13 protein-coding genes are annotated in these 11,954 nt (G+C 67.8%); 12 read left to right on the forward strand and 1 reads right to left on the reverse strand.

Translation table 11 applies throughout. The annotated features are described in order from the left end of the window. Nucleotides 1–4: 4 nt before the first annotated feature. Genes AC04MI_RS04750 through AC04MI_RS04805 form a run of 12 tightly spaced genes read left to right on the forward strand, consistent with a single transcriptional unit; the run spans nucleotide 5 to nucleotide 10,734 of the window. Nucleotides 5–946, forward strand: a complete 942-nt coding sequence (locus tag AC04MI_RS04750) for a VOC family protein (RefSeq protein ID WP_056065477.1) — start codon at nucleotides 5–7, stop codon at nucleotides 944–946. Between the two features lie 9 nt (nucleotides 947–955). After that, nucleotides 956–1,291, forward strand: coding sequence for a Rieske (2Fe-2S) protein (locus AC04MI_RS04755; RefSeq protein WP_476497185.1), 336 nt, complete (start codon nucleotides 956–958; stop codon nucleotides 1,289–1,291). 16 nt (nucleotides 1,292–1,307) lie between these two features. After that, nucleotides 1,308–2,441 (forward strand): FAD-dependent oxidoreductase, encoded by a 1,134-nt coding sequence (locus tag AC04MI_RS04760; RefSeq protein WP_436076926.1) that lies wholly within the window; start codon nucleotides 1,308–1,310, stop codon nucleotides 2,439–2,441. Between the two features lie 12 nt (nucleotides 2,442–2,453). Next, a complete protein-coding gene (locus tag AC04MI_RS04765; protein ID WP_436076927.1) occupies nucleotides 2,454–3,614 on the forward strand; it encodes an MFS transporter in 1,161 nt (386 codons plus the stop codon). Continuing rightward, nucleotides 3,611–4,630 carry a tripartite tricarboxylate transporter substrate binding protein gene (locus AC04MI_RS04770; RefSeq protein WP_436076928.1) on the forward strand — a complete coding sequence of 340 codons (1,020 nt, stop codon included), beginning with the start codon at nucleotides 3,611–3,613 and terminating at the stop codon, nucleotides 4,628–4,630. Before AC04MI_RS04765 ends, AC04MI_RS04770 begins: the two co-directional genes overlap by 4 nt. Before the next feature lie 16 nt (nucleotides 4,631–4,646). Next, entirely contained in the window at nucleotides 4,647–5,438 is a 792-nt protein-coding gene (locus AC04MI_RS04775) for a cyclase family protein (RefSeq protein WP_476497187.1), read from the forward strand. Between the two features lie 22 nt (nucleotides 5,439–5,460). Continuing rightward, the gene (locus AC04MI_RS04780) at nucleotides 5,461–6,042 is read left to right on the forward strand and encodes a cupin domain-containing protein (RefSeq protein WP_436076930.1); all 582 of its coding nucleotides are present in this window, start codon (nucleotides 5,461–5,463) and stop codon (nucleotides 6,040–6,042) included. Continuing rightward, nucleotides 6,039–7,010 (forward strand): Bug family tripartite tricarboxylate transporter substrate binding protein, encoded by a 972-nt coding sequence (locus AC04MI_RS04785; RefSeq protein WP_436076931.1) that lies wholly within the window; start codon nucleotides 6,039–6,041, stop codon nucleotides 7,008–7,010. The genes AC04MI_RS04780 and AC04MI_RS04785 overlap by 4 nt, the downstream gene beginning before the upstream one ends. Then, nucleotides 7,007–7,753: an SDR family NAD(P)-dependent oxidoreductase gene (locus AC04MI_RS04790; RefSeq protein ID WP_476497189.1), complete on the forward strand. Its 747-nt coding sequence runs from the start codon at nucleotides 7,007–7,009 to the stop codon at nucleotides 7,751–7,753. Before AC04MI_RS04785 ends, AC04MI_RS04790 begins: the two co-directional genes overlap by 4 nt. A 58-nt stretch (nucleotides 7,754–7,811) precedes the next feature. Then, nucleotides 7,812–8,747: a tripartite tricarboxylate transporter substrate binding protein gene (locus AC04MI_RS04795; protein WP_436076933.1), complete on the forward strand. Its 936-nt coding sequence runs from the start codon at nucleotides 7,812–7,814 to the stop codon at nucleotides 8,745–8,747. A gap of 11 nt (nucleotides 8,748–8,758) precedes the next feature. Further along, entirely contained in the window at nucleotides 8,759–9,754 is a 996-nt protein-coding gene (locus AC04MI_RS04800; RefSeq protein ID WP_436076934.1) for a fumarylacetoacetate hydrolase family protein, read from the forward strand. Beyond that, complete coding sequence (locus tag AC04MI_RS04805; RefSeq protein ID WP_436076935.1) at nucleotides 9,754–10,734, forward strand: NAD-dependent epimerase/dehydratase family protein; 981 nt, start codon at nucleotides 9,754–9,756, stop codon at nucleotides 10,732–10,734. Before AC04MI_RS04800 ends, AC04MI_RS04805 begins: the two co-directional genes overlap by 1 nt. Nucleotides 10,735–10,868: 134 nt before the next feature. Here AC04MI_RS04805 and AC04MI_RS04810 read toward each other — a convergent pair. Beyond that, nucleotides 10,869–11,954, reverse strand: a 1,086-nt coding sequence (locus AC04MI_RS04810; protein ID WP_476497191.1) for a saccharopine dehydrogenase family protein, incomplete at its 5' end; no start/stop codon positions are given.

Below are 11,954 nucleotides of genomic sequence, written 5' to 3' on the forward strand. Positions count from 1 at the left end.
AGAGATGAACATCATTGGACCCGACGCGCTGGTTTTTGGCGTGGACGATATCGCCGCCTGCGCGCAGTACCTGACGGACTACGGGCTGACCCCGGTCGGGGTGACAGCACAGGGCGGGCGCTTCGAGGCACTGGACGGGACAGCCGTGGAGATACGCGCTCAGGACGACCCGGCGTTGCCGCCTTCGCTGGGCACAGCCAGCCTGCTGCGCGAAACCATCTACGGCGTAGCCGACGCGGCCACGCTCGATGCCATCGAGGCCGAACTGACCCGCGACCGCGTGGTGGTGCGCCAGGGCGACGTGCTGCGCACCACGGACGACCTGGGCTTTGCCCTCGCGTTCCAGGTCACCGTGCGCAAGCCGCTTTCGCTGCCTGCCGAATCCGTCAACGCCCCCGGGGCCGCGCCGCAGCGGGCTCCCAACGCGCTGGGTCTGCCGCCAGACCTGGTGGCGCGACCCCGCTCGCTGTCGCATGTCGTGTACTTCGTTCCGGACGCGGCCAAGGCCGAGGCGTTTTATGCCCGCCTGGGTTTTGTCTGCACAGACCGGTTCACAGGCGTCGGCCCCTTCCTGCGCCCTGCGGGCACGCAAGACCACCACACGCTGTTCATGATCCAGACGCCCCCGTTCATGAAAGGCTGCGAGCATTTCACCTTCCACATGGGCGGCCCCACTGAGTTGCTGCTGGCCGGCACCCGCTTTGTGGAGAAGGGCTACCAGAGCTTCTGGGGCCCCGGGCGCCACCGGTTCGGCAGCAACTGGTTCTGGTACTTCAACTCGCCCCTGGGCTGCCATGTCGAATACGACGCAGACATGGACCAGCACGACAACACCTGGGCGCCGCGGGAGGTGCCGATGAGCGCCGATGCCTCGCAGCTGTTCCTGTTCCAGCACCGCGAGAAGTGGGCGCCCTCGGGCCCGCCGCCAGCGCAGGCGCACCATTGAGCCGGCACCATGAGGCTGTGCCACTGGAGCGACCTGCCCGACGGCGCATCGCGGGGCTTTGACCCCGCAGGCCACGGCCAGGACACGGTCATCGTCGTGCGGCAGGGCCTGCGTTTGCATGCCTATGCCAACGTCTGCCCCCACGATGGCGTCCCGATGGCATGGCGCAAGGACCGGTATCTGAACGCGGCTGGTGACCRCATCGTCTGCGCGGCCCACGGCGCACTGTTTGACATCGCCACCGGGGTGTGCACTCTGGGGCCGTGCCTGGGCGATGCGCTCACCCCCGTACCCCTGGTCCTGCAAGCCAATGGCGACGTCCATCTGGCGAATCCAAAAAAATGAACAAGGAGACAAACCCATGAGCCTATCTTCCCAACGCATCCTGGTTATTGGCGGCGGATTTTCCGGCATGGCAGCGGCCATTGAGCTGCGCAAGCAGGGCGCCCAGGTGGATCTGGTCGAGATCGACCCCGGCTGGCGCAGCTATGGCGCCGGCATCAGCCTGGGTGGCGCCACGCTGCGGGCGTTTCGACGCCTGGGCGTTCTGGAGGCCTTTCTGGCCCAGGGCAACGCCTCGGACGGCGTGAACCTGCACCTGCCCCATGGCCCCCTGGTGGCCACACTGCCCACGCCCCGCATCGCGGGCGACGATGTGCCGGGCGGCGGTGCCATCCTGCGCCCGGTGCTGGCCCGCATCCTGGCCGAGGCCACCCGCGCAGCGGGTGCCCATGTGCGCCTGGGGTGCACCTTCGCTGCCATCGACCAGCAGGCCGACGGGGTGCTGGTGACTTTCACCGACGGCCAGCGCCAGCGCTATGACCTGGTGATCGGCGCGGACGGGCTCTACTCCAAGGTGCGCGAAGCCGTGTTTGAAAACGCCCCACGGCCGCGCTACAGCGGCCAGGCGGTGTGGCGCGCCGTGCTGCCCCGGCCGCCAGAGATCGAGACGGCCACCATGTGGATGGGGCCCCAGATCAAGCCCGGCGTGAACCCGGTCTCCAAGACCGAGATGTACCTCTTCGTCACCGAGCCGCGACCCACCAATGAGCATGTCGATCCAGCGACGTTTGTGGACACCCTGCGCGCGCTGCTGGAGGGCTTTCCTGCCCCCACGCTGCAGGCCATCCGCAGCCAGATCGGCCCGGACTCGCAGATCGTGTACCGCCCGCTGGAAGGGTTGCTCATGCCCCGCCCCTGGTCACGCGGTCGCGTGGTGCTGATCGGCGACACGGTGCATGCCACCACGCCGCACCTGGCATCGGGCGCCTGCATTGGCATCGAGGACGCGCTGGTGCTGGCCGACGAACTGGCGCAGTCAGCGGGCGACGTGCCGGCCGCGCTGGCGGCCTTTGAAAGCCGCCGCTGGGAGCGCTGCCGCATGGTGGTGGAGAACTCGGCACGCCTGGGCGAGATCGAGATCGACGGTGGCGACAAGGAAGAGCACTCGCGCATCATGCGGGAGTCCCTCATGGCGCTGGCCCAGCCCATCTGAAGCGAGGTCGCCATGATCACAACCAATTCGCTGCGGGGCCGCGTGGCCCTGATGGTGGGCCATTGCGCGGGCATGGTCGATCTGGTCGCGTTGCCGGTCTGGGTGGGCACGCTGATCTCGGTGTACCGCTTCGACCCGCAGCAGGCGGGCCTGCTGGCTACTTTGTTTCTGGCCGGGGCCGTCGCGGCCAGCCTGGTGCTGGCGCCGTTCTTCCAGTTGCTGCGCGGGCGCAGCGTGGCTACCACAGGGTTTGCTGGCGCTGCCGTGGCATTTGCCGCAGCCTCCACCACGCAACAGTTTGCCTTGCTGGCCCTGTTGCACGGCGTTGCCGGGGTGGCAGCGGGTGCGGCCCTGAGCGTGACGCATGGCACCATCGCCCGCAGCCAGAACCCCCACCGCCTGTTCGCGCTGGTGGGCATGGCGCTGGGGGTGTTTGCCATCGTGTTCCTTGGCGGCACGCCGGTGCTGGTGGCGCAGCAGGGCGGGCCGGTGCTGTTCCAGGTGTTTGCCGGTGTCATGGCGGTGGGGGCGATGACTGCGGCAGTGGCGTTTCCCGCGCCTGACATAGCGGGTGGTGCGGAGCGTTCACGGACGCCTGCCACGCCTTTGCCTGCCGCCGTCTGGTGGGGCGTGGCAGGCATCGCGGCCCTGGGATTGGTGCAGTCCATGACCTTCAGCTTTCTGGAGCGCGTGGGTAGCGACCGTGGTTATGGCATGCAGGCGGTCACCGGGGTGCTCATTGCCCTGGGGGTGGTCAACCTCTTCCCTGCGGCCCTGGCGGCGGTGCTGGAAAAGCGCTGGGCAGCCCGCAACGTGCTGCTGGCGGGACCTGCGCTGCAGGCTTTGTTGGTGGTGGTGATCATGAACTCGCCCATGTTTGCACCCTATGCGGCGGCCGCCGCCGTGTTTGCGGCCGTGATGATCTTCACGCACACCTTTGCCTTTGGCGTGCTGGCGCGGCTGGACCCTAGTGGCCGTGCGCTGGCTGCGACTCCTGCCATGCTGATGTTTGGTGCGGCCATTGGGCCCATCCTCGGTGGCACGCTGGTCAAGGCCTGGGGCTATGGCAGCTTGGGGGTGGCCGCCTTGGTGATTGACGCAGTGGCGATCTATGCATTTGCACGCATTCATCGTGCTCCGGGTACTGCAGTCGCAGTGAAAGGCATGGCATGAGCACGCCTTTTTCCTCAGTGCAGACCCAGCAGGCTCGGCTCAGCCGCCGCGCCTGTCTGGTGGCAGCGGCAGCAGGCATGGCTGCGCCGTGGGTCCGAGCGCAGTCGGGGCGGCACGTCACCTTCATCGTGCCCCAGCCTGCGGGCAACCCCAGCGATGTGTTCGCCCGCAAGCTGCAGACAGTGATGCAGCGCGAACTGGGTCAGACCATCGTCATCGAGAACCTGCCGGGCGCCGGTGGCTCCATCGGTGTACAGCGCATGCTGAACGCGCCTGCCGATGGTGCGACGGTGGTGGTGGTTTCGCAGACCGAGCCCATCCTCACCCCGTTGTCGCTGGCCAGCGCGCGCTACAAGCCTGAGCAGATGCGTGCCATCGGCACACTGGGGCGCACCAGCTACGTGCTGGCAGGCCGGGCCGACATGCCCGCCACCACCCATGCACAGTTGCTGGATATTGCGCGGCAAGCGGCGGCCGCTGGCAAGCCACTGACCTTTGGGCACATCGGTCAAGGTTCGATGATCCACCTGATGGGGACGCAGTGGGCGCGCCTGTGTGGCGTGCCGCTGGTGCATGTGCCGTACCGGGGTGTGCCACCGGTCGTGCAAGACCTCATGGGCAATCAGATCGATCTGTCCTTTGTGCCGCAGGGCGGCGCGTCGCTGAACATGCTGGAGACGGGCAAGCTGCGCGCCTTCGGCAGCACCGCCGCCAATGCGCCTGCGCTGCTGCCGCACGTCGCGCCCTTGAGCCAGCAGTCTGCGGCGCTCAAGGGCTTTGAATACACCGCCTGGGGCGCGCTGCTGGTGGCGCGCAATACCCCCGACGCGGCGGTGCGTCGCCTGCACCAGGCCTTTGGTGTGGCCCTGCGCGACACCGAGGTCCAGAGCTTTCTGCGCGCCAATGGCACCGAGCCCCAGGAGCCTCTGTCACTGGCCGCCCTGGACCACTTCTACCAATCCGAAATCCAGATCCACCAGGCCCTCGCCCGCACCGTGGGTGTGGTGCCTGAGTGAGCTTTGTACCCCTGCCATGACCAAACCCCAACGCCGCTTTGTGGACCTTTCCATCTACCTGGAAAACGATGTCCTCTCCGACCCGCCCCCCCTGGCGCCCAAGATCACGTACCAGAAGCACGCCGACACGCTGCCCGAGTTCATGGCCATGATCCCGGGCACTCAGCCTGAGGACTACCCCGATGGCGAAGCAGCTGYCGCCGAATGGGTGACGCTGACCACGCACAACGGCACGCACCTGGATGCGCCGTGKCACTTCCACTCCACGCAGGACGCGAAGAACGGCGGAGCCCGCCCCTCCATCACGATTGACGAAGTGCCGCTGGAATGGTGCTTTCAGCCGGGTGTGAAGCTGGACTTCCGCCACCTGCCCGATGGCTATGTGGCCACCGCTGCCGATGTGGAGGCCGAGCTGGCCCGCATCGGCCACACACTGCAGCCGCTCGACATCGTGGTGGTCAACACCCGCGCGGGCTCGCGCTACGGGCACAAGGACTACCTGGGCGCTGGTTGCGGCATGGGCTACGAGGCCACCATGTAYCTGCTGGARCGCGGYGTGCGCCTCACGGGCACCGACGCCTGGAGCTGGGACGCGCCGTTTTCATACACCGCCCAGCGCGTGGCGGAAACCGGCAACAAGGCCCTGATCTGGGAGGGCCACAAGGCGGGCCGCGACATCGGCTACTGCCACCTGGAGAAGCTTCACAACCTGGAGGCGCTGCCGCCCACGGGCTTCACCCTCAGCTGCTTCCCCCACAAGATCCGCGGCGCCTCGGCAGGCTGGACGCGCGCGGTCGCCATTTTTTGAAGATTGAGTCAGGAGTTCATTCATGGGTTTTCCATCCATCCACCGCGTGGTTACCGGTCACAACGCGCAAGGTCGGGCCATCATTGCCAGCGATGGGCCGTTGCCCACGGTGGTCGAGATCGCCGCCATCCCAGGCACCGTGTTCCACGAAGTGTGGAGCACCTCCGAATCGCCCGCGGTCGTGGACAACGGCCCGGACCCGACGCTTGGCCCGCTGGTGCTGCCGCCCCCGCAGGGTGGAACGCGCTTCCGGTTTGTGGACATCCCGCCGGACACGCCGGAGTTTCTGGCCTACGGTGCCGAACGCATGCACGACGCCTTCCGCCAGGTGGGCGACGCTGCGGCGTCTACGGTGAAGGCCGACTCCCCCCACCCGCTGATGCACCGTACCGAATCGGTGGACTACGGCGTGGTGATTGAAGGCGAACTGACGCTGGTGCTGGACGAAGGCGAAGTGCCACTGCGCCCCGGCAGCGTGGTGGTGCAGCGGGGTACCAACCACGCATGGGCCAACCGTTCGGGCGCGCCGTGCCGCATGCTGTTTGTGCTGGTGGATGGGCGCTTTGATGAGTCAGTGGCCGCACCTGCCAAGGAGCAGCCATGAGCACGCGCCGTCAATGGCTGGGCGCTGCAGCGTCCGCAGCGGTGGTCCCCTGGGCATGGGCACAGGCCCCGTATCCCGCGCGCCCGTTGAGTTGGGTGGTGCCTTACCCCGCCGGGGGCTTTGGCGACGCGATGTCGCGCCTGCTGGTGCAAAAGCTGGGAGAGCGCGTTCAACAGGCGGTGGTCGTGGAAAACAAGCCCGGCGGTGCGGCGCAACTGGCGGCGCAGTACGTCAAGCAGCAGCCTGCCGATGGCCACACCCTGCTGTACGCAGACATCGGCCCGCTGGCCATGTACCCGGCGCTGTACGCCAAACTGAGCTTCAGCCCCCTCAAGGACTTTGCGCCCCTCACGCGCCTGTTCAAATCACCGTTGGTGGTGGTTGTGCCTGCCAACAGCCCATTCCAGACGCTGGCCGACCTGTTGCGCGCCGCCGCTGCGGGCGATGGCCTCAACTATGGCTCTTACGGGCAGGGCAGCCAGCCCCATGTATGGACAGAGCAGCTGCGCATGAAGACGCGCTCGCGCATGACCCATGTGCCCTACCAGGGTGCAGCACCCGCGCTGCAGGATCTGATGGCCGGGCGCCTGGACTTCATGTGTGATGTGGTGGCATCCAGCCTGCCGTTCGTTCGCGAAGGCAAGTTGCGCGCGCTCGCTAGCGTGGGCAGCGAACAGCGCCTGCAAGTGCTGCCCCAGGTGCCCACGCTGACCGAGGCGGGGCATGCGGACCTCGATATCCCGGGCTGGAACGGTGTCATGGTGCGGGCAGGTACCCCTGCGCCAGTGGTCGATGTGCTTCACAAGGCGGTGGTGGCTGCGCTGGAATCTCCTGAGGTGCTGGGCCGATACCGGCCGCTGGGCCTGGAGCCTGCGTCACTGGCGCCAGCGGCGTTTGGCGAGTTCATCCAGAGCGAGTCGCGGCGGTGGTCTTTGGCCATCCGCCAAGCCGGGATCAAGGTCGAATGAGCCTCTTTGATCTGCATGGGCGCGCCGCTCTGGTGACTGGTGCCACCCAGGGCCTGGGCCTGGCGATTGTGCGCACCCTGTCCGCCCAGGGCGCCCGCGTGGTGGTCTCCGACCTCGATGCACTCGCTTGCGAGCAGGTCGCTGCATCGTTGCCGAACGCCCTGGGCATCGCCGCCGACATGGGCGTGCCTGCGGCTTTGTCTTCGCTTGTGGAGCGGGCAGGCCCCTTGGACATCCTCGTGTGCAACGCCGGTATCCAGGGGCCGGCCGGGCCGCTGGCCGATGCCAGTGATGCCGACTGGCAGCAGGTCTTCGAGATCAACCTGCGCGCCGCCGCGCGCCTTTGTGCGCAGGTGCTGCCCGGCATGGCGGCACGGGGCGGCGGCAGMGTCGTGCTCATCTCCARCATTGCCGGCCTGCGTGGCAACCGGTCGATTGGCCTGTACGGCTTGACCAAGGCTGCGCTGGCCCAGTTGGCGCGCAACCTGGCAGTGGAATGGGGCCCTTCGGGCGTGCGCGTCAATGCGGTGTCGCCCGGCCTCATCCGCACGCCACTGGCAGAGCACCTTATGGCCGACGGCGCCTTCATGGCGCGGCGCATCCAGGCCACGCCCCTGCGGCGTGCCGGAGAGCCCGATGAAGTTGCCGGCGTGGTCGCCATGCTGGCCAGCCCCGCCGGGGCCTTTGTAACTGGACACAACCTGGTGGTCGATGGCGGCACCACCATCAGCGATGGGAGTTAAAACCGTGCACTGCAGATTGAACCGTAGAACCCTGTTGGCGAGTGCGTTGGCACTCCCAGTGAGCACCTGGGCTGCCACCTGGCCGTCGCGGCCGTTGCGCATCGTCCTGCCGTTCGCGGCGGGAGGCAGCTCGGACCTGGTGGCGCGCCTGCTGGCCGACAAGCTGGGCCAGGCCCTGGGCAGCCCGGTGGTGGTGGAGTCGCGCGCAGGGGCCAACGGCATCATTGCCTCAGAGGCCGTGGCGCGCAGCACCGATGGTCATTCCCTTTTGTGGGTCAGCGCGGCCCACGCCATCAATGCCAACCTTTACCCCCGGCTGCCCTACAACAGCCAGCGTGACTTTGCCCCGGTAGCCCTGGTGGCCAGCCCCGGTCCGATGGTCGTTGCGGTGCCAGCAGCCCTGCCGGTGCGCAATCTGCCCGACCTGATCGAGCTGGCCCGGCGAAAGCCGGGTCAGGTCAGCTACGCATCGGCCGGGATCGGCAATGTGCTGCATCTGGCGGGCGAGATGCTGGCGCAGCAGGCCGGTGTGCAGCTGCTGCATGTGCCCTACAAAGGCGCTGCGCCCGCCCTCAACGACCTGGCGGCCGGGCAAGTCAATCTGATGTTCAACAGCGCCCTGGCCGTGGCCCCGATGGTCAAGGACGGGCGTGTCCGCCTGCTGGCGCAGACCGGCGCACAGCGCTCGTCCTCCTTGCCCGCCGACCTGCCCACCGTGGCAGAAACGCCAGGTCTGGCGGGCTTTCAGGTCACCGGATGGTTTGGTCTGCTGGCGCCTTCGACCATGCCTGCTGATGCCGTGGGGCGGCTCAATGCCGAATGCGTTCGCATCCTGGCCCAGTCCGAGCTGCGCGAAAAGCTGGCCCTGCTGGGCAGTGCCGACGCCCCCACCCAGAGTGCGCGTGAGTTTGGCGCATTTCTGACTGCAGAGACCGACCGCTATGCCCGCGTGATCCGGGCGGCGGGGCTGCGACTGGAAACACCTTCTTCCTGATAGGACTGGCGATGCGATTTGCAACTCTGAAAGACGGCAGCCTGGACGGCCGCCTGGTACTGGTTTCTTCCACCGGCTTGCAGGCCGTCGAAACCGCCCCGATAGCGACCAGTTTGCTGGCAGCCTTGCAGAACTGGGATGCTGTAGAGCCCGCCCTGCGCGAGCGCGCTGCTGCGCTGGAGGCGGGCACGGCAACCGGCAGCTTTGCGTTCGATCCCGCCGCATGCAGCGCCCCCTTGCCGCGCAGCCCGCAGTGGCTGGATGCGTCGGCGTTCCTCAACCATGGACGCTTGATGGAGCGCGCCTTCAACACGCCGCCCATCCCGCATTTCGACACGATCCCGGTCATGTACCAGGGCGCGAGTGACGACTTTCTGGGCCCGCACGATGACGTACCGATGCCCAGCGAGGCCGACGGCATCGATTTCGAAGGCGAGTTCGGCGTCGTCTGTGGCCCGGTACCCATGGGCGTGACGCCTGAAGCGGCATTGAGCTGCGTGCGTCTGGTCGTGCAGATCAACGACTGGAGCCTGCGCGCGCTGGGCCCGCACGAAATGAAGACGGGCTTTGGTTTCTTGCAAGCCAAGCCTTCCACCAGCTTTGCACCGCTGGCAGTCACCCCCGACGAGCTGGGCGATGCCTGGCAGGACGGGCGGGTGCATCTGCGGCTGCATGTGGATTCCAACGGCAAATGGTTTGGCCACCCCCATGGCGGCGAAATGAATTTCAGCTTTGGCCAGCTCATTGCCCACGCCGCCCGCACACGGCGGCTCACGGCAGGCACCATCATCGGTTCGGGCACGGTGTCCAACCAGTCGCGCGATGCGGGCTCTGCCTGCTTGGCCGAGCGGCGTGTGATCGAGATCCTGGACGAGGGCGCCGCCAAGACGCTCTTCATGCGCTATGGTGACAGCGTGCGCATGCAGGCGCGTTGGCCCGATGGCCGTGAGGGGCCTTTTGGCGTGGTGCACCAGCGCGTGGTGGCTGCAGGCACGGGGGCACGCTGATGCATGTGCTCGTCACCGGCGCTGGCGGGTTCATTGGTTCCGCCCTGGCCGAGCGGTTGCAGTCCGCCCCACTCGTGCCCGGTACGCCCTTGCGATTGACGCTGGTGGACCGCGTCGGGCCGGTTGCATCTTGCGCGCCGGGCGTGCAATGGCATGTCGGTAGTTTTGCCGACCGCGCATTGTTCGACGCGCTGGAAGACGATCCGCCCGACTGCGTATTTCACCTGGCCAGTGTCCCGGGATCGCTGGCCGAGCGTGAACCTGCGCTGGGTGTGCAGGCCAATTTGCTGGACACCGTGGACTTGTGCGAAGGGCTGGCGCGCCCGGTGCGCGCAGGGCGGGCACCCGTCCCGCGGCTGGTGTTTGCCAGCTCGGTGGCGGTGTATGGCGCGCTGGGCGCCCAGGCGGTCGATGAGCGCCAGTGGCCGCAGCCCACGCTCAGCTACGGGGTGCACAAGTGGATGGCGGAATTGCTGGTGGCGGACTACAGCCGGCGTGGCGATATCGATGGTCGCAGCCTGCGGCTGCCCGGCATCGTGGCGCGGCCCCCGGCGGAGACGGGCCATGGCTCCGCATTCATGAGCCAGATCTTCCATGCCCTGCGGGCGCGGCAGGCGTACACCTGCACCGTGTCGGCGCAAGCCACGGCATGGTGGATGTCGCTGGGGTGCTGCCTGGATAACCTGGTGCATGCCGCACGCTTGCCCGCAGAGGGCATGCCGGCCGAACGGTGCTGGCAACCCCCGGTGCTGCGCGCGTCAGTGGAAGAGGTCGTGCAGGTCATTGCCCGCGCGGTGGATGCCGATCCCGCCGAATGGGTTCGGTATGCGCCCGACGCCCACATCGAAACGCTGTTCGGCCGCCTGCCCGCCTTGCACACGCCCCGTGCGGAGGCTGCCGGTTTTCAGAACGACGGCTCGCTGCAGTCCCTGGTCACACGCGTGTTGGGCGGGCTGCAGGGCGGTGGGGGAGTGAAGTAGGGGGCGACAAGAAAAGGGCGCGCCACGGGACGCGCTGCGGGGCAGGCGCCGGACTGGTGGGCGGCGCCGCGTGCTGCAGCGCTCCCGTGACGCGCCGAGCCCTCAGCCGATGCGGGCGTCGGCCTGCGGTGCGTTCAAGGCGTCTCGACCGCGAAGTCCAGGCCCGCATTCGCCTGCAGCCGCGCGATGAGCCGGTCGCCCATCGCCGGGGCGGTGGTCCAGATGCCGCCTGGGGTTTCCGTGGCTTCCTGCAGCAGGCACACCGCCGCTTCGGTGATCATCTTGGAGGTGGAGCCGTAGCCGGGGTCGCGGTCGCCCTTCACGCCCACGCGCAGGGTGTTGCCAGCAGCGTCGGTGCCCAGGAACAGCACGTCGTAAAAGCCGTTTTCGCGTTCCTCGCGCGAAGGGCCTTCGCCCGGCTTGGGGCCTTGGTCCGAACCCAGCGACTTGTCGCCCGCCACTGCGTTGGCGATGGCCTCGCCCTTTTCGCCGGGGCCGGTGATGAGCATTTCGTCGTAGACAAAGTCGGTGCCGTAGGCGTGCTGCAGCAGGAAGTTGGAGCGGTGCACGTTGCGCGTGTTGATGGCGGCCATCACGAACGGGGCCACCCAGACGCCATCGCCCAAAGCCTCGTCCACCATGGGCTTGTTGCCCGAAGGCTGGCGCGGACCTTCAAACCCGGGGGTGAGCGAGAAGGGGTTTTTCAGCAGGTCCAGCACACCGGGCTGGGTGGCAGCGGCCGCCATGGTGGCCTTGAGGCTGGCGGCGGTGCCGCCCGAGAAGGTGCCCTTCATCTTGCGCACCCGGCCGCGCACGCGCGGGGCCGGGTGGCCGAAGCGGTGGCGGAATTCCTTTTGCAGCAGGAACACGCCCAGGTCGAACGGGATGGAGTCGAACCCGCACGAGAACACGATGCGCGCGCCGCTGGCTTTGGCGGCGGCTTCATGCGCGTCGATCATCTGGCGCATCCAGGCGGGCTCGCCGCACAGGTCCACATAGTCCACCCCGGCCTTGGCGCAGGCGGCCACCAGTTCGTTGCCATACAGCTGGTAGGGGCCTACGGTGGTCAGCACCAGGCGCGTGGCGTCCATCAGCGCCTGCAGGCTGGCGGGGTCGCTGGTGTCGGTTACGACCAGTGGGGTGTCGGCGGGGGCGCCCACTTCGTCGCGCACGGCGGCGAGTTTGTCGGCATTGCGGCCCCCCATGGCCCAGCGCAGGCC

The organism is Acidovorax sp. LjRoot204, from assembly GCF_056175785.1.

Bases quoted from the DNA above. Each gene is read 5' to 3' on its own strand.
- AC04MI_RS04750 (WP_056065477.1), top strand. From the start codon at position 5: ATGAACATCATTGGACCCGACGCGCTGGTTTTTGGCGTGGACGATATC.
- AC04MI_RS04770 (WP_436076928.1), top strand. From the start codon at position 3,611: ATGAGCACGCCTTTTTCCTCAGTGCAGACCCAGCAGGCTCGGCTCAGC.
- AC04MI_RS04805 (WP_436076935.1), top strand. From the start codon at position 9,754: ATGCATGTGCTCGTCACCGGCGCTGGCGGGTTCATTGGTTCCGCCCTG.
- AC04MI_RS04780 (WP_436076930.1), top strand. From the start codon at position 5,461: ATGGGTTTTCCATCCATCCACCGCGTGGTTACCGGTCACAACGCGCAA.
- AC04MI_RS04760 (WP_436076926.1), top strand. From the start codon at position 1,308: ATGAGCCTATCTTCCCAACGCATCCTGGTTATTGGCGGCGGATTTTCC.
- AC04MI_RS04785 (WP_436076931.1), top strand. From the start codon at position 6,039: ATGAGCACGCGCCGTCAATGGCTGGGCGCTGCAGCGTCCGCAGCGGTG.
- AC04MI_RS04800 (WP_436076934.1), top strand. From the start codon at position 8,759: ATGCGATTTGCAACTCTGAAAGACGGCAGCCTGGACGGCCGCCTGGTA.
- AC04MI_RS04765 (WP_436076927.1), top strand. From the start codon at position 2,454: ATGATCACAACCAATTCGCTGCGGGGCCGCGTGGCCCTGATGGTGGGC.